The sequence below is a fragment of the Methanobacteriaceae archaeon genome (assembly GCA_029219465.1).
GTDB lineage: Archaea > Methanobacteriota > Methanobacteria > Methanobacteriales > Methanobacteriaceae > Methanocatella.
Window position 1 is genome coordinate 1 of record JAQXTL010000020.1, and the last position, 22,847, is coordinate 22,847.

Annotated in this window: 21 protein-coding genes, 1 tRNA gene and 1 rRNA gene; 10 read left to right on the forward strand and 13 right to left on the reverse strand. The window is 32.1% G+C overall.

All coding sequences use genetic code 11. The features are described from left to right. The 10 genes from PUD86_08405 to PUD86_08450 all read right to left on the reverse strand — a co-directional run. Window positions 1-131: ribosomal RNA gene (locus PUD86_08405) — 16S ribosomal RNA — on the reverse strand; the annotation flags it as partial. An 89-nt stretch (window positions 132-220) separates the two neighbouring features. Further along, a complete protein-coding gene (locus tag PUD86_08410; GenBank protein ID MDD6777300.1) occupies window positions 221-370 on the reverse strand; it encodes a hypothetical protein in 150 nt (49 codons plus the stop codon). A 453-nt stretch (window positions 371-823) separates the two neighbouring features. Beyond that, window positions 824-1,504, reverse strand: a complete 681-nt coding sequence (locus PUD86_08415) for a TIGR00266 family protein (GenBank protein ID MDD6777301.1) — start codon at window positions 1,502-1,504, stop codon at window positions 824-826. A 97-nt stretch (window positions 1,505-1,601) separates the two neighbouring features. Further along, window positions 1,602-2,147, reverse strand: a complete 546-nt coding sequence (locus tag PUD86_08420; GenBank protein ID MDD6777302.1) for an adenylate kinase family protein — start codon at window positions 2,145-2,147, stop codon at window positions 1,602-1,604. A 20-nt stretch (window positions 2,148-2,167) separates the two neighbouring features. After that, a complete protein-coding gene (locus tag PUD86_08425) occupies window positions 2,168-3,262 on the reverse strand; it encodes a GTP-binding protein (GenBank protein MDD6777303.1) in 1,095 nt (364 codons plus the stop codon). Window positions 3,263-3,320: 58 nt separating this feature from the next. Next, window positions 3,321-6,011, reverse strand: coding sequence for an STT3 domain-containing protein (locus PUD86_08430; protein MDD6777304.1), 2,691 nt, complete (start codon window positions 6,009-6,011; stop codon window positions 3,321-3,323). A 263-nt stretch (window positions 6,012-6,274) separates the two neighbouring features. Then, window positions 6,275-8,431, reverse strand: a complete 2,157-nt coding sequence (gene topA, locus PUD86_08435; GenBank protein ID MDD6777305.1) for a DNA topoisomerase I — start codon at window positions 8,429-8,431, stop codon at window positions 6,275-6,277. 104 nt (window positions 8,432-8,535) lie between these two features. Further along, window positions 8,536-8,682, reverse strand: a complete 147-nt coding sequence (locus PUD86_08440; protein MDD6777306.1) for a hypothetical protein — start codon at window positions 8,680-8,682, stop codon at window positions 8,536-8,538. 40 nt (window positions 8,683-8,722) lie between these two features. Further along, window positions 8,723-10,252, reverse strand: coding sequence for a phosphoserine phosphatase SerB (gene serB / locus PUD86_08445; protein ID MDD6777307.1), 1,530 nt, complete (start codon window positions 10,250-10,252; stop codon window positions 8,723-8,725). 12 nt (window positions 10,253-10,264) lie between these two features. Then, window positions 10,265-10,810, reverse strand: a complete 546-nt coding sequence (locus tag PUD86_08450) for a TATA-box-binding protein (GenBank protein MDD6777308.1) — start codon at window positions 10,808-10,810, stop codon at window positions 10,265-10,267. Window positions 10,811-11,125: 315 nt separating this feature from the next. Between PUD86_08450 and cyaB the strand changes: the two genes are divergently transcribed. From cyaB to fen, 5 genes are read left to right on the forward strand one after another with little or no spacing between them, the layout of a single operon-like run. Then, a complete protein-coding gene (gene cyaB, locus PUD86_08455) occupies window positions 11,126-11,677 on the forward strand; it encodes a class IV adenylate cyclase (GenBank protein MDD6777309.1) in 552 nt (183 codons plus the stop codon). A gap of 41 nt (window positions 11,678-11,718) precedes the next feature. Next, entirely contained in the window at window positions 11,719-12,888 is a 1,170-nt protein-coding gene (locus PUD86_08460; protein MDD6777310.1) for a homocitrate synthase family protein, read from the forward strand. Between the two features lie 6 nt (window positions 12,889-12,894). Then, window positions 12,895-14,148, forward strand: coding sequence for a homoaconitase large subunit (gene hacA, locus PUD86_08465; GenBank protein ID MDD6777311.1), 1,254 nt, complete (start codon window positions 12,895-12,897; stop codon window positions 14,146-14,148). Window positions 14,149-14,156: 8 nt separating this feature from the next. Then, the gene (locus PUD86_08470; GenBank protein MDD6777312.1) at window positions 14,157-14,720 is read left to right on the forward strand and encodes a chorismate lyase; all 564 of its coding nucleotides are present in this window, start codon (window positions 14,157-14,159) and stop codon (window positions 14,718-14,720) included. Between the two features lie 12 nt (window positions 14,721-14,732). After that, window positions 14,733-15,716: a flap endonuclease-1 gene (fen, locus tag PUD86_08475; protein MDD6777313.1), complete on the forward strand. Its 984-nt coding sequence runs from the start codon at window positions 14,733-14,735 to the stop codon at window positions 15,714-15,716. Window positions 15,717-15,754: 38 nt separating this feature from the next. On the opposite strand, the gene PUD86_08480 is transcribed toward fen, so the two are convergent. Genes PUD86_08480 through ahcY form a run of 3 tightly spaced genes read right to left on the reverse strand, consistent with a single transcriptional unit; the run spans window position 15,755 to window position 18,405 of the window. Further along, window positions 15,755-16,423 carry a PH domain-containing protein gene (locus tag PUD86_08480; protein MDD6777314.1) on the reverse strand — a complete coding sequence of 223 codons (669 nt, stop codon included), beginning with the start codon at window positions 16,421-16,423 and terminating at the stop codon, window positions 15,755-15,757. Between the two features lie 58 nt (window positions 16,424-16,481). Then, the gene (locus PUD86_08485) at window positions 16,482-17,132 is read right to left on the reverse strand and encodes a DUF2119 domain-containing protein (GenBank protein ID MDD6777315.1); all 651 of its coding nucleotides are present in this window, start codon (window positions 17,130-17,132) and stop codon (window positions 16,482-16,484) included. Between the two features lie 22 nt (window positions 17,133-17,154). Further along, on the reverse strand, window positions 17,155-18,405 hold the full coding sequence (gene ahcY / locus PUD86_08490; protein ID MDD6777316.1) for an adenosylhomocysteinase: 1,251 nt from the start codon (window positions 18,403-18,405) through the stop codon (window positions 17,155-17,157). A 138-nt stretch (window positions 18,406-18,543) separates the two neighbouring features. Between ahcY and PUD86_08495 the strand changes: the two genes are divergently transcribed. From PUD86_08495 to glnA, 5 genes are all read left to right on the forward strand, one after another. Continuing rightward, window positions 18,544-18,981: a C-GCAxxG-C-C family protein gene (locus PUD86_08495; protein MDD6777317.1), complete on the forward strand. Its 438-nt coding sequence runs from the start codon at window positions 18,544-18,546 to the stop codon at window positions 18,979-18,981. An 88-nt stretch (window positions 18,982-19,069) separates the two neighbouring features. Continuing rightward, a tRNA-Met gene (locus PUD86_08500) sits at window positions 19,070-19,179 on the forward strand. A gap of 116 nt (window positions 19,180-19,295) precedes the next feature. Next, the gene (locus tag PUD86_08505; protein ID MDD6777318.1) at window positions 19,296-20,462 is read left to right on the forward strand and encodes an aldo/keto reductase; all 1,167 of its coding nucleotides are present in this window, start codon (window positions 19,296-19,298) and stop codon (window positions 20,460-20,462) included. A gap of 8 nt (window positions 20,463-20,470) precedes the next feature. Further along, window positions 20,471-21,214 (forward strand): HesA/MoeB/ThiF family protein, encoded by a 744-nt coding sequence (locus PUD86_08510; protein ID MDD6777319.1) that lies wholly within the window; start codon window positions 20,471-20,473, stop codon window positions 21,212-21,214. Window positions 21,215-21,466: 252 nt separating this feature from the next. Next, a complete protein-coding gene (glnA, locus tag PUD86_08515; GenBank protein ID MDD6777320.1) occupies window positions 21,467-22,825 on the forward strand; it encodes a type I glutamate--ammonia ligase in 1,359 nt (452 codons plus the stop codon). The last annotated feature ends 22 nt before the right edge of the window (window positions 22,826-22,847 follow it).

Genomic DNA, 22,847 nt, shown 5'->3' on the forward strand with positions numbered 1-22,847 from the left:
AAGGTTATCCCGGTCCTAAGGGTAGGTTATCCACGTGTTACTGAGCCGTACGCCACGAGTCTAAACTCGTTCGACTTGCATGGCTTAATCGAATCCCAATAGCAGTAGCATCTGCCAGGATCAAACAGAATTGAACACAAACAGAAATACACTAATTATTAGCATAATTGAAGTACACATAAAAACATAGACGAGTATTTGCACAAAAATCTGATAAAAACTAAAAGTTTCTATAATCAAATTTCACCACATCTACAAAACGTACATCATACCCGAAAAAAATCAGGTACTCACAAGCACATTTATTAGATAATTTTAATAAACATGATAATTTATAGCTACGTGCGGAAAAAGCAGTCATCATAGTCATAATTGCTCCATGCAATTTAACTTAAACCATCGCCATAAAACACATAGCACATACTATAGATACAGAAATATTATTAACAAAAATAATTAAAAAATATTGCAAAAATATTTATAAAATTAAAATAAGAATAATTAATTCAAATTATTAAAAATTAAAAATAAATAATCTCCAAATAACAATAAAACAAAATATTATCAAAATAAAATATGAAATTTATAATTCTTAATTACACAGATGAAAATAAAATCAATGATGAGAAATAAATAAAATTTTTTAAAAAACATAAGAATATAGTCATTTCATACAACGGAAAACATAACCTATATATAAACATTTCTATTTTGATAGGTTATTTTTAAAAAAAGTGTTCATAAATTATAGTATTAAGTTAAAAAAAATTAAAAGAAGATTATTTTCAAACAAATAATCTTCATGAAATATTATTCCATAATCCTACTCAGCTCTTGTAGGTACATACGGAACAATAGCTTCTGCTAATCTGCTTATTGGCATGGTTTGTATCCATACTTTTCCAGGACCTTCTAATTTTGCAAAGAAGAGACCTTCACCAAATAACATGTTTTTAACACCTTTAACTCTTTCAATGTCAAAATTAATGGTTTCTTCCATAATAGCAATGTGTCCAGGATCAACGAGTAATTTTTCTCCAGGTGCTAATTCACGTTCGATAACTTCTCCATCAATTTCTAAAAATACAGTACCTTGTCCAGATAATTTTTGAAGAATGAAACCTTCACCACCAAATAATCCTGCACCAAGTTTTTTTCTAAAGAACATGTCTAAATTAACACCATTTTCAGCTGCTAAAAATGCATTTTTCTGACCAATAATAGTTTGTGATCCATCTAATTCAATAGGAACAATTTTACCAGGAGTACAGGATGAAAATCCGATTTGTTCACCATCCTTTTCTGCAGTAAAGTAGTTTAAAAATACAGTATCACCAGATAAAGCTCTTCCAATACCTTTTAAGAGTCCTCCTCCAATATTAGTTTCCATTTTAATATCTGAAGTCATATATGCCATTGCGCCAGTTTCGTTTTGCATTGTTTCGCCTTTCTGCAATGTGCAGATTACCATTGGAAATGCTCCACCTTTAATTTCATATTCCATAATAAATCACCTAAGTTTCGGTAATCTTATATTAAATATTTATTATTAATAAAAATTTTTAAAAAAATAGTAATTATAATAAAAAAAATAAAAAAAATTAAAGATTTGAAATTAACCAATCCATGAAGTCAATCTCACCAGCTGGAAAATTAAGTTTTTCTTCAATTACATATGAGATAACATTTACTGTTTCTTCAATGGATAATTTACTAACATCAATCTCAGAAATCTTATCACCATACTCTTCGAATGCTTCTGCTGTACATACTCCCATAGCTTCAGCTTCAAGGTTTTCAAGAATTTTACTCTCAGAGTAGTTACGCTCTTCAAGTCTTGGTCTTAAGATATCAGGATTTACTCTTAGAACAATTACTTTATCTGCTCCAGAGCATAAGTGAGCCAAATGGCCTTCAAATATGATTAATTCATCACTATTAGAAATAATTTCTAAAACTTTTTCGTTAAGAGCATCAATATCGATGATTTTATATCCTTTTTCATCATCGATTCCTAAAACAAAATCATTTTCAATAGCTAAATCATTAACTTTGATTAATTTACAGTTTAATTTAGAAGAAAGTACTTCACTAACAGTTGTTTTACCAGTGCATGGAGTACCAGTTATAAAAATAGCTTTTTTCATAATATCAAAAAAAAGAAGAATTATTTTTTAAGAATAATTCTTAAAACATCTTCATCATTAAGTACATGGTCAGGTCCTACTTTTTGTCCAGGGAATTTAACAGAAGTTCCCCATACTTTAGCATGACGGAAGTTTTTCACAAATTCACGGTGAAGTTTGCGACATGCTCCAATTACAGTAGTACCTTTTTTAATAACTAAAGGATCATTCATATCCGCTTTTCTACCTTGAGGTTTTAAGTAAACCCTTACCAAATTAAGATTGTCAAAGATAGTATCTTTTAACTCATCAATATTGGTTTTTTTATCAGCAGAAATTGGAATGAATTCTGGAATGTATTTCTTAAGTTCTTCAAGGTATGCGTCATCTACAAGATCCACCTTATTTAATAGAATCTTCATCGGAACATATGATTTATTTCTATCCAAAACATCAATAAATTGATCCATAGTCACATCATCACGGAAAAGTATGTCTGCATTATGCATACCATACTCATTAATGATAGATCTTATGATTTTTTCATCCAAATGAGTAAGTGGACAAGTTGAAGAAATGTGAATACCACCAAGTTTTTTCCTTTTAACAGTAACATCAGGAGGTTGTTCATTAGGTCTAATACCAATGTTTCTTAATTCCTCCAAGATAACACTTAAGTGTTGTGGATTTAATGTATCTAAAACAATTAAAATCAAGTCTGCAGTTCTTGCAACAGATAAAATTTCTTTACCTCTACCTTTACCACTACTTGCTCCAGTAATAATTCCCGGAATATCAAATACTTGAATTTTTGCATTTTTATGTTCCATAACACCAGGAACAATATCTAATGTTGTAAATTGGTATGCTCCAACTTTACTTTCAGCATTAGTAATTTCATTTAAGAGAGTAGATTTACCAACAGACGGAAATCCAACAAGCACAACTGTTGCATCTCCTGTTTTTTTTACATGAAATCCTTGACCTTTATGGCCACCACTACTTCTTTGTAATGATTCTTCTTTTAATTTAGATAATTTAGCTTTAAGCTTACCAATGTGATGTGAAGTAGCTTTATTATATGGTGTCTTTTGTATTTCCTCTTCAATATCTTTTATTTTCTCTTCAATCCCCATTAAATCACCATATTATGTAAAAAAAATTTTAGATTGGGAAAATCCCAATCATTGCTGCCTATGAACCAGCAGCAGTATTATTAAAGTTTACTTTAAACAACAATACTCCGTTTTCTGCGTGAACATTTTCAAATATGTTTTGACCAGCTCCACCGTATAAGTATAATCTGGTAAACATTGAATTTGCTAATTCATTGCTCATTAAGATTGGTGTGTACTGATTCTTTTCACCCATTAACAATAAAGTAAAGTTTGCATCTTTCACATTACCAACAGATTCGTTTTTCATAACCATTCCGTCTTCAACGACAATCATATGTGAAATGTTTAATGGATTATATGGAGTGTCGTTTACCATAATCTGTTTTCCACTGTCAGTGTAGACTGCTTCAGTGTATGCAGTAGTTGAGTTGTTTCCACTACCTCTTTGGATTACAGCATTAATGGTCATTCCTTGATCATCAAGTAATTTCAATTTACCGGTAGAACCTGGATTTACTTTTACTTGTTCTGATGGCACATAATAGTTGTAGTTTACAGAACTTTGATTTTTAAAGTCCCATGCACCGAAGTAACTCCACCAACCAGCTTTTTGAAGCATATCTGAAGATGCAACAAATATTACTGGACGAGGGTTTTCAGGGTGTGAATACTGAACAACATCTTTAGCCTGTGCTGCAGTTAAATGATACTTGGTTTGTAATGTTTTTTGAGCATCAGCTGCTTTCATTGGTAAAATATCGATTAAAATATCGGTTGATTTACCTGAATCACCAGTAATGTTCATTAATGATTCAACAGCTTTTCCACCAGTTGTATCAAGCATTCTGAAAATACCTGCAGATAATTCTAAATTATCAGTAGTCATTGCTTTACCCAGCCAGAAAGCACGGTCCCCTGACTGAGAACCTCCATCGAAAGTTACTTGTTTATCAGCAGCAATCTCAAAGAGGTAACCGAAGTCCCACCAGGATGTAATTACAGTATCAGCAGGTTGGGTCTGATTAATCCATTCCATTGAATTCCACATTGGATCACTAGTACCTGGAACTACAGTTTCAGATGTTAAGAATGCTCCACAAACACATGGAGTTACCAAAGCAAGAACTAAAGCAATAACTGCAACTTGTTTTTTAAGTGGAGTAACATTTTTAGACATTGCTTTTGGTTTGATTACATAAACAGATGCAGCACCAGCACCAACAATGATTACAAATGCTAAAATACCAAGAACGGTGTTAACAGTAACAGCAGGAACTGCAACGAAAATAGCTGCAATAACTGTGACTGCTAATAAAATTCTGTCATCATTGATTTTGGTTTTAATGTATTCGATTGCAATACCTACAAAAATACCAGTTAAAAGAGCAAATGGTAATACGATTGTGGTAATGAACCTTGAACCTCTGGTTACTGCAAGAGCAGTTAATACAATCCATACTACAAATAAAGTACCGTATAATATTGTTAATTTTTTATCAGATAAAATGTCTGAAACATGTTCTAAATTGAATTTGCTTAAATCAATTTTAAGTTTACGGCTGTTGTCGAGTCTTTTGGATGCAGCCAATCTTTCAGATTTATGTGGTTTAGCAGCTTCATTTGAAATTACTGAACCGCCTCTAAGTCTTAACATGTTTCTTACGAATAAGTAAAGTACAGTTAAACCTGCGAATAAAACACCAATACCACCAATACCGTTTACAGCACCAGCAGTGTTAGCTAAGAACAATGAGTTCATACCGCTTCCAAGCATAGCTGGAATTTGCATCTCTGCAACAGATACAAGTACGTTAGGGAATCCACCAACAACCCTAGATGCAGATTGCAATGAAAGTAATCCGAATAAACTACTGAATAATCCTAATACTCCATCTAATCCTTTGAATATTGCAAGACCAATAAATCCAATAATTCCTAAAATAACAATGGATTTTAAAGCACTTTGATTAATAAACCATTGGAATTTGCTTGAATAGTTTTCAGGAGTATCTTCACCAACATTAAAGTAGTAACATGCAATAAGATAAACAATTGCGAATATTCCCATAAGACCAATGTAAAATATGTAACCAGTCCAAGATTGAGAGAACAAACCAATAGATACAATTGATAAAATTGCAAATAATACTTTGTATTTGATATCTTCGGTTCTTATACATTCTACAAAGAAGAATATGAAGAACAATGAAAATATGTAATAGAACATATCTGTATCGAAGAAACCAGGGAATGTGTGTGCGAAGTAGTTTGGAGCAAGAGTTATAATTAAGGTAGCAACAATTGCACCATACTCATTGGTTAATCTTCTTGAGAAAATGTAAGCTGGAATTACTGCAAGTGTGGATATAATAGCACCAGTCCAGAATGCAATTTCTCTAACTGAGAAATCTCCTCCAAAGAACTTGTTAGCAAGATCATGCAAAAAGGAAGTGACATACACAATACCCAGTTCATAATTAATTTCGTTACCGGTAGGAGCATATCTGTGCATATCCCACTCACTACCGTTTATTTGCTGATCACCTACAAAACCATGATCAACATAATCTTCAGTCAACCTTAAGTTATAATATGAATCCATTTCACTAAAATAAGGAAGACCAGAAGCATCAACGTAATCTCCTTTAGCCTCATCAGGTATAATATGTAAATCTGCAGCAGGCATCTTAAGTGCAAAAACGACTGCGAGCAAAATTAAAACAATGAATACTGACTTGACTATTGTCATTTTTGTTTCTTTATTCATTAAATTTCCTCATTTAATTCGTTCATGACATTACTTTGAGTTTCAAAGCAATTTAATTAAATTAATAATTTTAAAAATAAAAATATTGAAAGAAAAAATATTTTTATTAGATTATAGGTTTATTTTTTAACATTATTAAGTATTGTGCATATCCTAAAAAATAAATAAGAATTGACTAAAATCCAAAAATATTAAAAATAAATAATAAAAATATGAAAAAAATTATTAAAAAAATAGATATTGATTAAAAATAAATTAAAAGATTATTTTAATTTACTTTCAAGCTCATCAACAGAACATGTAAAGCGACATTTTGGAAAACCTTTACATCCGATGAATTCACCATAACGGCCTGAACGTTTTAAAAGTGGTTTACCACATTCAGGACATTCACCCACTTCAGTAGGTTTATGAACTTTGGTTTTGTCTTTTCCACAGTTAGGATCAAGACATGCTCTTTGACGAGGTTTACCAAATGAAATTATCGGAAGACCACATTTTTCACAGGTTTTCTTAAGGAAATTAGTTCCTTTTGGAATAGAATAGCTAGTAGTACAGTCTGGATAGTTAGCACATCCCACAAATGAACTTTTAGTTTTTGGAGAATATCTTTTTACAAGATTTCCACCACAGGTAGGACAAGTTCCAACAATATTACTTTCCTGATAGGATTCATATAATTTAGAACCTATTTCTTTTGAGTTTTTAGTAATATCATCCAAAATGACTTTTACTTCTTTTTTACCTTCTTTTACAATTTCATTACGACTGGAACTATTGTCGCTAATACCTTCAAGTTTGATTTCCAAATCCCTAGTAAGCTCTTCTGAAGTTAAATTATTACAATATGTGCTTAAAGTGTCAATCATGTTTTCTCCAAGCTGATTTACCTCAATTTGCTGAGTACCGTTTATGTATTTACGATCATACAACTTATCGATAATATCTGCACGTGTTGCTTTAGTACCAAGTTCTCTTTTTTCAAGTTCCTTAATAAGAGAAGCCTGATTATATCTTGCAGGAGGTTTAGTTTCTTTTTCATCTGAAATTAATTCTAAAACCTTCATAAGATCTCCCTCTTTAATATCAGGGAATATCTCATCATCGATTTTTCTAAATGGATAATGTTCCATCCATCCTTTATGAGTAACTCTTCTGCGTTTGAATCTGAATTTTTCATCTTCAATATCTAAAGTAGTACTCATTGTTTCGAACTTAGCAGCTTCAAAGAATACTGCAATGAATCTGTAAACAATAAGCTGATAAATCTTTTTATCATCCTTAGATAAACCTTGAGGTAAAATTCCAGTTGGGTGAATTGCAGGGTGAGCTGCATCATCCTTTTTACCATTATTTGGTTTTAACTTGGATGGAAGCTGATCAATATGCTGTTTGAATTCTTTGTCATTGCTTAATTGACCAAATATTGATTTGAAATCCAAACTTTCAGGTAATTTTTGTGAGGAAGTACGTGGGTATGAAGTATATCCTGAAGTATAGAGATTTTGAGCAATAGTTTGAGTCTTTTTAGGTGAAAATCCAAATACATTATAAGCTTCAGACTGAAGTCCTCCTAAGTTAAATGGAACAGGAGGTTTTGTTGTGGAATTGGAAAGTTTAATATTATCCACTACAGCATCTTTTCCTTGACATTTAGTCATTATCTCTTCAGCTCTTTTTTTATCAAAGATTTTACCATCAACGTGGTTAACTTCAATATCGCCTTCGACAATAGCTTTAATTAACCAGTATGGTTCTGGGACAAATTCTTTAATTTCTTTTTCTCTTTCAACTAAAATAGATAATGTAGGAGTTTGTACACGTCCTGCAGATAATTTTAAGAATCTGTGTTTGGCACTGCTTACTGATTTCATTAATGCTTTAGAAATATTTACACCAAAATAATAATCCAAAACATGTCTTGCAATACCGGTATCTACCTGATTCATATCAAGATCTATTCTATTATCATATGCTTCAAGCAAGTCTTTTTTAGTTAAAGTGGAAAATTTCATACGGGAAATTTTATCCAAATTTTCCTGACCACATGCATATCTTAATGCATTATAACCTATTAAGGTACCTTCAGTATCATAATCGCATGCATGAACATAGGAATCTGCATTTTTTGCAAGCTTTTTGATTGCACGTACATAATCTTTAGTAAATCCACTGCCCTTTTTATTAACTTCATAAGCAGGAGCCCAATGAAGATTAAAATAAACATTATCCTTTGGGTTATCAGGAGTAAGTGAATACAAATGTCCTACAGCAGATACAACTGTAATGTTTTTTGAATCCTTTTCGAGTTCCCAATATTTCACCTTTTTATTATATACTTTCTTTTTTGCACTAGGCGAAAGCGCCTTTGCAATCTTTTCAGCAGATGTTGGCTTCTCACATACAATTACTTCATGCATTTTTATAAAACCCCCCGGTTTAAAAAAAATAATACTTATGATTATAATAATAGGTTATATAAAAATATTTTGAATAAAAATTGAAATTGAAAAGTTAAAAAAAGTTATAAATCTTCGTTGTAAAAACGATAAAAATCAGCGCAAAAGTCACAAATAGGAAATTTGCCGTTACGATAATATGCAAGGTCTGCCTTATTCATGTCAAATTTTTTACCACAAATAAAACAAGTCTCGATTTTTTCTTCAGTCATGTTAAGACCTTAAAAAATAAAAAAAAGTAGGTTAAGAAGCTTAACCTATGTTGTATTTTTGTAAGAGTAAAATCTCTTCAGTAGATACTTTGCCACCTTGTTTAAATTTAGCAAAGATTTCTTCTGCTCTTTCTTTTTCTTCACGGTTTCTGTTAGATCCACTAGAAGGTTTGGTTTCAGTTCTTCTTTTCTTAGGTCTGTTGGTATCTAATTTTTTGTTGATTACGTGAATGTCGCTTAAAATTGCTTTGAATTCTTCATGTTTAGCAGAAGCGTTTTTACGTGCTTCGATGAATTTTTTGTGTGCTTCATCTGCTGCAGTTCTGATATCATCAGTTTTTCTGAAGTAGGTGAGCATTTCTTCGTGAGCAACTTGAGCTTTTTCGGAAAGAGTAATAACTTTTTCGTGTTCTTCTTCAGATAACTTTTTGAGTTCTTGAGATTCACCTTGAACAGATTCATCTTCATGAATTTTCATTAATTGTTTTCTGAGATCGTTTGCGTTTTTAACAAGCTGATTTTCTTTTTTAATGTCTAAAACGCGAGTTTCAATGATTTTATCAATCTTTTTGATTTCATTTTCTATTTTGATTTTGTCGCGTTTACCAGAAGACCATTCTAAACTTTTAATTTTGTTATTAGCTTCATTACGAGCTTTTTTAGCAGCTTCAACAGCTTTGTTAATTTCATTACGTTCATTTCTGAACTCAATAGCTTTGTTTAAGTTTTCTTTTAAAGATGCGTTTAATTCATCTCTAATTTTACGTTGTTCTTTAGCTATTTTGTTGAAATTTTCTCTTTCGTCAGCAACTTTGGAGATTTCAGCTTCTTTTTCATCTTTTTGTTTTTTAACACCTTCCATGGTGTCAGCGAGAACAAAGTCAGATTTAGGAAGTGCTTTTTCTTCTTCTACAGTTTCAGTTTCAGCATCATCAGTGGTTAATTGATTAAGGATTTCATCAGAGACTTTGGTTAAGTCTTTTTCGTCTATTACAATATCAGCAATTTCTTTTACAGAATCTTTTGCATTGAATGCAATTCCGCAACCAGCTGATTCAATCATGGAAATGTCGTTAGCGCCATCTCCAACAGCAACTACTTCATCTAAAGTAATTCCTGCTTCTTCAACAAGTCCGTTTAAAACATCTAATTTGGAACCAGATACTAAAGGACCAGTCACTTCACCAGTTAATTTACCATCTTCGACAGTGAAACTGTTAGTGCAAACTTTTTCGATTCCAAGTTTACCTTTAACATTTTCAGCTACTACATCAAAACTACCACTAATGATAGCTACATCTACGTCATTATCTTGTAAAGATTTGATAGCTTCAGAAGCACCAGCCATTAAATGGAGCTCATCAGCAACTTTTTCGATATCTTCAATTGAAGTACCTTCAAGAAGTTGAACTCTGTCTTTAATAGAAGTTTCAAAGTCGATTTCCCCTTGCATAGCTTTTTCAGTAATTGCAGCTATGTCTTCTTCAACATTTGCTAATTTTCCTATCTCATCTATCGCTTCACCATCAATAATAACGTTATCTAAGTCAAATACTACAAGTTTAATCAATAATACCACCAATTATATTAAATCTAGCTCACTTAATCTATCGTAAGCTCTTTCGACACCTAATTTAGCGTCGCTTTTTGTTTTAGCTCCGGTACAAACTACTTTACCTGAGCCGAATAATAATAAAACCACTTTAGGGTCAGATAATCTGTATACTAAACCAGGGAATTGTTCTGGTTCATATTCAGTATCTTCAAGTTCTAAAGCTACGGCTTCTAAATTTAATGTGGATTCTAAGTTAGCAGAAGCCACAATGTTTTGAATTTTAATTTCAAACTCATGAGGAATTTCAGTATCAATAGTCCTCATTAAATCTACAGTTTTTTTGATTGCTAATTTAGAATCATCTATAGATTTTGCTCCAGTACATACAAGCTTACCAGAGCTAAAAATTAATGCTGCTGTTTTGGGATCTTTTAGTTTAAAGACTAATCCCGGAAACTGTTCACGATTAAAATTAACCCCTTCTAAAGCTTGGGACACTTCAGTAAGAACAATGTCTTTACCAATGCTTGCAGAAGCAACAATGTTTTCAATTTTTATTTCAACATCGGTCAATTTAAAACCTCCTTAATTATTAAAAGTAGAATAGTAAAATTTAAGAAAACAATAAAATTAAGTTAAATTTTTACTAATAAAATATTTAATTCAAATAGTATATAAAGGTATGTTTATTTAAATAAATTAATCAAAATTTTAAAAAAAATAGGAATTTTTTTAATTTTGAAAATAAGATTTTATTTATATATAAACTTAAAATAATAGTAAGATAATAGGTATTTATAAATGTTACTAATTATTAGTAACTTTTATACAAAAAGATTAGTTATAAAGTTTAATTCAAAAAATAAATAATCTCAAAGGGAAGATAACATGATAGAAGTGGAAGTAAAGGCTAAAATTTCAAGTTTTAGTGAAATGGAAGAAAAGTTAGATAGTATCGGTGCAACTAAAAGTAAACATGAATTCCAAGAGGACATATACTTCAACAGTCCTATTGTAGACTTTGCCGATACTGATGAAGCATTAAGAATAAGAACAACCAAAGAAAATGAAGACGTTAACATTTTTATAACATATAAAGGACCTAAAATAGATAAACACTCAAAAACCAGAAAAGAAATTGAAATGGGAATTGAAGATGCTGGCAAATGCTCAGATATTTTTGAAGCAATAGGTTTTAGAAAAGTAAGAGCAGTTAGAAAAAACAGACAGTACTACACATATGAAAACTTTGAAATATCCTTAGATGACATCGAAGGACTTGACCCATATATGGAAATTGAAATTGCACTTGAAGATGGGGAAAACTACACTGATGCTCAAGATGAAATCTTCAAATTATTTGAAAAATTAGGAGTAACAGACGGCTTTGAGAGAACCTCATATTTGGAACTTTTAGAAAACTTAAATATAACTAATTAATATATATTATATATTCAAATTAATATTTTAGATGTGATATATTGCAATATTTTATTAGTCATTATAATAAAGAATCTGAATTAAAATTCCCTGAGGATTTACTCATATATGATACAACATTAAGGGATGGAGAACAAACCCCTGGCGTTTGTTTTAGTTTTGAGGAAAAATTAGAAATAGCTAGAAAGCTTGATCAGTTTAAGATTCATCAAATTGAAGCAGGTTTTCCAATAGTTTCAGAAAAAGAAAAAGAAACTGTAAAAACAATAGCTAATGAAGGTCTTGACGCTACAATTTTAGCTTTAACCAGAACCAAAAAAGAAGATATCGATGTAGCTCTTGATTGTGATGTAGGTGGAATTATTACTTTTGTTGGAACATCAGATATTCACTTAGACCACAAAATGCACATCACCCGTCAAGATGCAATTAACTTATGTGAAACTGCTGTTGACTATGCTAAAGATCATGGATTATATGTTGCATTTTCCGCAGAAGATGCTACAAGAACAGATATTGAATTCTTAAAAAGAATATACTCAAAAGCAGAAGAATGTGGTGCTGACAGAGTACACATTGCAGATACAACAGGAGCAATCACTCCTCAAGGTATAGATTATCTTGTAAGAGAACTTGTAAAAGACTTAAAGGTAAATCTTGCACTCCACTGTCACAACGACTTTGGTCTTGCAGTTATCAACTCCATTACCGGTATTTTAGCAGGTGCAAAAGGTATTTCAACTACTGTTAACGGTATTGGTGAGAGAGCAGGAAATGCTTCCCTTGAAGAATTAATAATGGCTTTAAAAATCCTTTACGGTAAAGATTACGGATTTAAAACCAAATATATCAAAGAATTATCCGATATTGTATCTAACGCAAGCAGACTCCAAATTCCACCTAACAAACCTGTTGTTGGAAATAACGTATTTAGACACGAATCCGGAATTCACGTTGATGCAGTTATTGAAGAACCTTTATGTTACGAACCATATGTTCCTGAATTAGTCGGACAAAAAAGACAACTTGTTTTAGGAAAACACTCTGGATGCAGAGCAGTTAGAGCTAAATTAAATGAATGTGAAGTTGACGTTAGTGATGAACAACTCATTGAAATTGTAAGAGAAGTTAAAAAATCCAGAGAAGAAGGAAAATACATTAACGACAAAGTATTCAAGGAAATTGTTAAAAAAATCAACAATAAGGAATAGATTACAATGAATATTACTGAAAAAATATTATCACAAAGAGCAGGTCATGAGGTAACACCTGGAGAAATTATTGAAATTCCAGTTGACCTTGCAATGTCTCATGACGGAACTTCCCCACCAGCTATTAAAACATTTGAAAAAATAGCTGAAAAAGTATGGGATCCTGAAAAAATAGCTCTCATATTTGACCACAACGTTCCTGCAAACACAATTGGTTCTGCAGAATTCCAGGAAGTTTGCCGTGACTTTATTAAAAAACAAAACATTACTAAAAACTATATTCATGGTGAAGGAATTTGTCATCAGGTTGTTCCCGAAATGGGATTAGTTGAACCGAATATGGTTATTGTTGGTGCTGATTCACATACCTGTACCTACGGTGCTTTTGGAGCATTTTCAACAGGAATGGGTGCTACTGACCTTGCAATGGTTTGGGCAACTGGTAAAACATGGTTTATGGTTCCTGAAGCTATTAAAATGGAAATTGAAGGTGAATTAAATCCATCTATTGCACCAAAAGATATTATCTTAAACATTATCGGAGATATTGGAATTGCTGGTGCAACATATAAAACTGCAGAGTTTTGCGGTGAAACCATTGAAAAAATGGGTGTTGAAGGAAGAGCAACCATGTGTAATATGGCTATTGAAATGGGTGCTAAAAACGGTATAATGGAACCAAACCGTGAAGTTATTGATTATGTATGTCAAAGAACTGGTAAAAAAGAATCTGAATTAAGTATTGTAAAATCAGATGAAGATGCAATTTATTCAAAAGAAATGCACTTTGACATAACTGACATGGAACCTCAAATTGCATGTCCAAATGACGTGGACAATGTTAAAGGAATTTCCCAAGTAGAAGGAACCTTTGTAAATCAATGTTTAATTGGATCATGTACTAACGGTAGACTTTCCGATTTAAAAGATGCAGCAGAGTTATTGGAAGGAAACAAAATCCACAATGACACAAGATTACTTATTTTCCCTGCTTCAAGAGAAATCTACAAACAATCTATTGAATTAGGATACATCGATACATTCATAGACGCAGGAGCTATTATTTGTAACCCTGGTTGTGGCCCATGTCTTGGAGCACATATGGGAGTATTATCAGAAGGAGAAGCATGTATTTCTACTACCAACAGAAACTTCAAAGGTAGAATGGGAGATACAAAATCTTCAGTATACTTATCCAATTCAAAAGTAGTGGCAGCTTCTGCAATTAAAGGTGTCATTACCGATCCAAAAGATTTATAGTGATTAAAATGTCAGAACCAAAAAATGAAGCAAACAGAGACATCATGGATAAAATTAGCCGTGTTGAAGAAGAATATGGTAAAACCTTCTCCAACACTCAAAAAATTTTATTAACAACTGATGGATCAATTACAGCAATTTTAGACGTATTATATGGTAAAATTACCCTCTCAACACTTGATCAGCACTTTGAAGATGCTGATAAAGACCATGCTAAATTAGTTAATGTTGATGAAGGTGAAGAGATTAATTACCGTGAAGTAATAATGCACAGAAACGGAAGACCTTTAATTTATGCAATATCTCACATCCCGTTATCCAGATGCACAAAGGACATCTGTACTGACTTAATCAGAGCAGACATACCAATCGGTAGAATCTTAAAAAATTATAATATCGAATCTAGAAGAGAAATCAACAATATTTACATTGAAAAACCTAATGACACTTTAAAAGAATTGTTTGATACTGATGAAGATATGCTTGCAAGAGACTACGTCATTATCCACCATGACCAAATTTTAATGTGGATTAAAGAAGTATTCCCTATTAGCTATTTTACTGAAATATAACTGGGTGAAAAAATGGGTGTTAAACTAAAAGATATTGTTGAACCTGAGTCTATTAGCTTTAAGGATTTAGAAGGAAGAACTGTTTCTATTGATGCATTCAATACACTTTTCCAATTCTTATCTACAATCAGACAGCGTGATGGAAGACCACTAACAGATGAAAACGGAAACATCACATCACACTTAAGTGGAATATTATATAGAAACTCCTCAATGATTGAAAAGGACATAAAACCAATTTATATCTTTGATGGACAGGCACCTGAACTTAAAAGTGAAACACAGGCTAAAAGAAGAGAGATTCGAGACGAAGCTGAAAAAATCTATAAAGATGCACTAGCTAAAGGAGATACTGAAAAAGCCCGTAAATTTGCAATGAGATCATCTAAATTATCTCCCGAAATTATTGAATCTTCTAAAAAGCTATTGACATTAATGGGAATTCCCTATATTGATGCTAAAGGTGAAGGTGAAGCACAGGCAGCATATCTTGTTCAAAATGGAGATGCATATGCTGTTGCATCACAAGATTATGACTGTTTATTATTTGGAGCAAAAAGGGTTGTTAGAAACCTTGCAGTTAATTCAAATCTTGGAAACTTGGAATATTACCAATTAAACAAAGTTTTAAAAGAACTAAATGTAACACGTGAAGAATTAGTCGATATGGGAATTTTAATCGGAACTGATTTTTGCGATGGACTTAAAGGAGTTGGTGCAAAAACAGCACTTAAATTAGCGCATAAAGGACAGCTAAAAGAAAAAATAGCTGAACTTCAAAAACAGTCCAGTCATGATTTAGATGAAGTTCGTGAAATCTTCTTAAACCATAATGTAAATACTGACTATAAAATCAAATGGGAAAAACCTAATAAAGACAAAATTATTGAGTTTTTATGTTATGAACATGGTTTTTCCGAAGATCGTGTTTCCAAGGCTTCAGATAAACTTAAAAATTTAAATTCCTCACAGGGAAGTCTTGATGCCTGGTTTTAAATAAAAAAAAGTTTTTAGAAGAGTAATATCTTCTAAATTTATTCATTTTTAATTGCACGAGCAATAGCTTTTGCATTTTCTTCTACTTTTTCTTTTACATAAATCTCAATCTGATTGAATATATCACTGTAGAGTGTTTGACCTTCACGGATATATCTGAATTTGAATACAGAAGATTGTGTTGTTATTTGAACAGTTCCATATCCAATAATTTTACCAATCAAACCATTACTAAAAGATACAGAGTCTATTTTATTTAATGAACTTTGCATCTGTGTTGTAGAGATTAAACCACACTTACCAAATACTCTTTTGTTGGTTAAGATTAAATCGTTGGTTTTATAACCATAAAATCTGATTATAAACCAGATTAAACCTACAATAGTGAAGATATTTAAGAAACTAAAAATTACAATAGGTCCAAAAGCGCCATAATATATTGAAGCTATTATTGTCATAACTCCAATCATTAATCCTATACCCATAATAATTAACGGAAGATAAAGACATCCTACGTGAATTTGAGAACTTCTAATAACCTCTTCACCATCAATCATACTAATAGAGTATTTTTTAAATGATTGGTTAGTAGATGTTTTACTATAATTAGATGAAAGCTTGGATTCACCGAATTTGGTTCCGCATTCATTACAAAAAATAGAACCTTCCTCCAATTCTTTTCCACAGTTTTTACAAAACCTTGCCATAAAATATCACCAGTAAATAATATATTTAATAGGCATATTATATAAACAATTTTAATAATTAATAAGGTGGGAAATCCTTACCAAATACTTTTTGAGCATATTCCATGGCTGTGTAAACCTGACTTTTGTATTTTTTTAGCATCTCATTTTCAAAGTGTTTTCTTGATGAGGAAGATAAAATCAAATTAAGAAGTTCTTCATAAGTTTCAATAGCTAAATCCTTATTAAAACCATACTCATCAATAATTTGAGGGTTTAATTTTTCAAAGCATGGAAACTCAAGTGTTTTACATACAGTTTCAGTTGAAAAATATGTCATTCTAATCAAAGGAGATACTGATGAGACTAAAACATGATTTCCTAATTTAATAAGTGGTGGAATTCCTGTTTTTTTATATCGCTCCATTGAAGTGAGTTTAACATAATTTTTAAGATTATAACAGTGAAGTTCTGTGTAAAAATCAGGTTTGTGATAGTTAATTAACTCCAAAACTTTCTTTCCGATTTCAGATTCATAATATTTTTTATCAATAGTTGAAATATATGGAGTTTTATCAAAATTATAAAAATAGAATTGTCCGCAGGATAAGTTTTCATCTTTAATTCTTTTGATGAATTTTAATGAAGTTACACCTTCATTGCCGTGAAGACCGCCGATAAATAGTTTAGTTGGGCCCTCACCATTGTCAATATATTTAAAAAAAGACATAAAAAATAAGATTGAAGGAAAATTATGTTCCTTCTTGCCAGTTAGACATGTAATCTTTTTGTTTTTGAGTTAATGAGTCAATTTCAATACCCATAGCCTCTAATTTCATAGAAGCAACATTGTAATCGATTGCATCTGGTGCTTTAGTTACACCAACAGGCAAATCGTTTTCTAAGATGTGTTTTGCAGATAATGCTTGTACAGCAAAACTCATGTCCATAATTTCAGCAGGGTGTCCTTGTCCACGTGCTGCAGATAAGTTTACTAAACGACCGTCAGCAAGCAAGTAGATTTTACGTCCGTCTTTAGTAGTGAATTCTTCAATACTTTCACGTACTTCTTTAACACCAGTTGAAATAGCTTCTAAGTCAGGTCTGTTGATTTCTACGTTGAAGTGTCCGGAGTTTGCAAGCATACATCCATCTTTCATGTATTTGAAATCATCACCAGAGATAATATCAGCATTACCAGTTACAGTAACGATTAAGTCAGATTGTTTTACAGCTTCACGGATAGTCATTACTCTGTATCCATCCATTCTTGCTTCAAGTGCTCTGATTGGATCAACTTCAGTTACAATAACATCAGCACCAAGACCTGCTGCTCTAAGAGCAAGTCCTCTTCCACACCATCCATATCCACAGATGGTTACGGTTTTACCAGCAATAACCATGTTGGTAGTTCCCATAATAGCATCGAAACTTGATTGACCAGTTCCGTAACGGTTATCAAATAAGTATTTAGTGTAAGCATCATTTACAGCAATTACTGGGAATTTTAATGCTCCGTCAGCGTGCATTGCTTCTAATCTGTGTACACCAGTAGTGGTTTCTTCACATGCTCCTTTAATATGAGATAATAATTCTTTTCTTTCATTGTGAAGAACCATAATCATATCTGCTCCATCGTCAATGATTATGTCTGGTTTATGGTCAAGTACCATATTAATGGTTTGATAGTATTCTTCGTCGTCTTGTTCTCTCCACCCGTACACATTCAAACCAAGGTCAGCTGCTCCAGCAACTGCATCATCATGAGTGGATAATGGGTTACAACCAGTCATTGCAACTTCAGCTCCACCAGCCATTAAAGTTAAACCTAAATTAATAGTTTTAGGTTCTAAGTGTAAACATGAACCAATAGTGATTCCTTTGAAAGGTTGAGTTTCTAAATATTCTTGTTTAATGTTTTCTAAAACAGGCATGTGTTTTTGAACCCATTCAATCTTTCTTACACCTTCAGGTGCTAAGGACATATCTTTAACTTTACTCATAAAAATAACTCCTATAATTTTAAATTATATAATTAATAATATGTGTATATTTTTAATAACATTAATAAAGTTATGCTTTACCTAAATAATAAACTAATTAAATAAAAAATATAAAAATAAAACATAGGAGAGGTAATTATGACACACGTTGAAAAATCATTAGAATTATTTAAATCAGATTTTAATTGTTCACAATCAGTATTTGCAACATTCAGTGAAGAATTAGGACTTAGTGAAAAACAGGCTCTTAAAATTGGAGGATGTTTTGGTAGTGGAATGAGAAAAGGAGAAGTATGCGGAGCATGTACTGGTGCTCTAATGGCATTAGGATTAAAATACGGACACAACGAAATTGGAGATACTGAAAACAAATTACTTACCAATGATAAATGTGTTCAATTCTTAGATGAATTTAAAGCTGAAAATGGGTCATATCTCTGTAATGAATTATTAAAATGTGACATTACCACCAAAGAAGGTGTGGAATATGCAAAAGAAAATAATTTATTTAATGAATTTTGCCCAAATATGGTTGCTTCAGCAGTGAAAATTGTTGAAAAAATCCTCAACGAATAAATTCTTATAAATTATTTTTTTTCTTAATAAAATCATAAAAAAACAAAAAGTATAAATATGATGCAATAATAAAATATTATTGTTAGATGCCGGGGTGGCTCAGCTGGTTAGAGCGCACGGCTCATAGGGTAATAATGCAGTGCTCTGACATATTCCTGGGATACCGTGAGATCGCGGGTTCGAATCCCGCCCCCGGCATCCTAAAATCCCAGGAATTTCCATCTAACTTATTTTTTAAAAAACTTTTTCAAATAATAATAATTTTATACTCTTTTTATCAAAATACTTATTAATTAATTATTTGAGGTTTACAAATGTTATATAATACACTTGGAAAGACAGGTCTTAAGGTATCCAGACTCGGTTTTGGAACAATGAGACTTCCTACAACTAATTCTAATGCAGATATCAACAAACAAGAAGCATCTGAAATGTTAACCTACGGAATTGAAAATGGAATTAACATAATTGATACTGCTTATCCATACCATAGTGCAGAGCTTGACGGTAATGGAAACAGTGAAAAGTTTCTTGGTGAATATTTAACTGAAAATAGCTTAAGAGACGAAATTATATTACAAACAAAATCTCCTTCATGGTTAATGGAAAAAAGAAGCGATTTTGATTATTATTTAGATATTCAACTTGAAAAATTACAAACTGACTATATTGATATTTATCTTCTCCACTCACTTACAGTTCCTGACTGGAATAAAGTACGTGATCTTGGAGCTCTTGACTTTTTAGATGACGGTTTAAGCAGCGGTAAAATCAAACATGTCGGATTTTCATCACATATTGAAGTTGATTATTTTATTGAAATCCTTGATGAATATCCAAAATGGGAAGTTGCACTAACCCAGATGAATTACCTTGATGAATATTACCAGTCCGGAGTAATGGGTCTTAACTATTTAAAAGACATTAATGTTGGAAGTATGATTATGGAGCCTCTTCGTGGAGGAAGACTTGTTCAAAATATCCCACAGGACATTCAAAAATTATGGGACAGTGCAGAAAAGAAAAGAACTCCTGTTGAGTGGGCTTTACAATACTTATGGAACAGAGATGATGTTGACTGTGTTTTCAGCGGTATGACCAGTTTAGAACAGGTTAAACAAAACATTGAAATAGCATCAACAGAAGACATCATCAGTGCAAATGATAGTGAATTAATAAGAGAAGTTGCAAGAACATACAAAACATATCTTGGAAATAGCTGTACCAGATGTGGATACTGTATGCCTTGCCCTCACGGAGTTGACATTATCAACTGTTTAACTGAATACAACATAGCACACATGATGCAAAACCCAAAAGCTAGTGCTATGCAATATTTTGCTTTAATCGATGAAGATTCAAGAGCAGACAGCTGTGTAATGTGTGAAGAATGTTTACCCTTTTGTACACAGATGTTAAATATTCCAGAAGAACTCCAAAAGGTATACGAATACTTCGGAAGCGAATTCGATCATTTCTAGGTGAAAAAATGACAAACGATAAAGACTATTGGGAAATCGTAACCCGCCAAATGAGCATCGTAAACAAAGAAGAACAAGAACGTTACAAAAATTGTAAAATCGCAGTTATCGGATGTGGTGGAATCGGAGGCCAAACAATTGAAATGCTTGCAAGAATGGGTATTGGAGAACTTGTTTTGGTTGATAAAGATTGTTTTGATTTATCCAATTTAAACAGACAGAATTTCGCAACTACCGATAAAATTGGAATGATTAAAAGTGAAGTCGCAAAACAAAAAGTTGAATTAATCAACCCATTTGTTAAAGTAACCTGCATTAACACACATGTTGATGAAACAAACATTGACGAAATCATAGCTGATTCAAATCTTGTTATTGAAGCACTCGACAATGTTTTAACAAGAGTTATCGTATCAAGATGTGCAAACGAAAAAAAGATTCCTTTAGTACATGGTGCAATTAATGCAACATTAGGTCAAGTTACAACATTCCTACCAAATACAAAAAGTTATGAGGAAATGTTCAACCTTCCATCTCTTGGAAAGGAATTAACTGCTGATGTGATTGAAAGTTTAAACAGCATTGCAGCAGCAACACCACCTGTTATTGGACCAACTCCTAATTTAGTTGGATGTATCCAGGCAATGGAAGCTTTTAAAATCATTACAGGTGTTGGAAAAGTAACTGTTGCACCTGAAATTTTAACTTTTGACTTATTGAACTTAGGTTCTTTCTCTTTAGAAAAAATCTAAACATTAAGTTAAAATTTTATTCTTTTTTTATTTTGATTTGAACAAAAAAATAACAATAATACAAACAAATATACTAATTTTTATTAAAAACTATAAAATCTATGCATTAATATAGTAAAAATTGCATAATAGAAATTATATAACTATTTTCCACAAATATTTATATACTACAAAATTAAGATATAGACTCGATGGAAAGTATTTTCCGACTATGTTTATATTAATCATGATTAATAAATGGAGCTTGATTCGATGAGCGATATTCCAGAAGAAAAAATTGAAATAATCAGAGAACAAATGAAAGAGGATAACATTAAGTTTATCCGATTACAATTCGTTGATATCAACGGAAGTGTAAAAAATATCGTAATTCCATTCGATCCTGACGACGATTTAAATGAATTATTTAATGAAGGAATGTTATTTGACGGTTCCTCTATTGCAGGATTTGTTGGTGTTAACGACAGTGATTTAGTTTTAAAACCTGATATCAATACTTACTCAAGACTTTCCTGGAGACCAGAAGAATCTGCAACCTGTAGATTTATCTGTGACGTATGGACTGCTGATAAAAAACCATTTGCAGGAGATCCAAGAGGAGTACTTAAAAAATCCTTATCTCACATTGCAGAAATGGGCTTACAATATAACATCGGTCCAGAACCAGAATTCTTTATTGTAGACATTGATGAAAAAGGATACCCAATGCCTTACGATGACGCAGGATACTTTGATGTGGAACCTCTCGATAAAGGAACTGACTTTAGAAGAGAATTAACCTTAAACTTAGAAGATTTAGACTTTGAAGTTGAAGCATCTCACCACGAAGTAGCTCCAGGTCAAAACGAAATTGCATTCAAATTTAAAGATGCACTTAAAACTGCAGATGCAGTAATTACCTTTAAACAAGCTATTAAAGCTATTGTAGACAACATGGCTACTTTTGATCAAATGGACTACAGAGTAACATTTATGCCAAAACCATTCTTTGGAGTAAGTGGAAGTGGAATGCACTGTCACCAGTCTGTATTCAAAGGAGATAAAAACCTCTTCTCAGACCCAGATTCCGAAACTGGACTTTCAAAAGACGCTCTTCACTTCATGGGTGGATTATTAAAACACGCACCTGCAATTACCGCAATTACTAACCCTATTGTAAACTCATACAAACGTTTAGTACCAGGTTACGAAGCACCTGTTTACAGAGCATACGGTCTTAGAAACAGATCTGCTTTAATCAGAGTTCCAGCAGCACGTGGAAAAGCTACTCGTATTGAGTACAGATCCCCTGACCCTGCATGTAACCCTTACTTAGCATTTACTGTAATGCTTGAAGCAGGTATTGACGGAATCGTTAATAAAATCGACCCAGGTGAACCTGTAGAACTTGATATTTACCAAATGACTGAAGAAGAAAGAGAACAAAGAGGAATTAAAGTCTTACCTACAAGTTTATGGGAAGCATACCATGCTCTTGAAGAAGACCCATTAATCCTTAATGCATTAGGTCCTCACGTAAGTGAAAAATTCTTAGAACTCAAATATCAAGAATGGGACGAATATCGTGTTCAAGTATTTGGATACGAACAGAAAAAATATTTAGATATCTAATCTAAATATTAACTTTTTATTT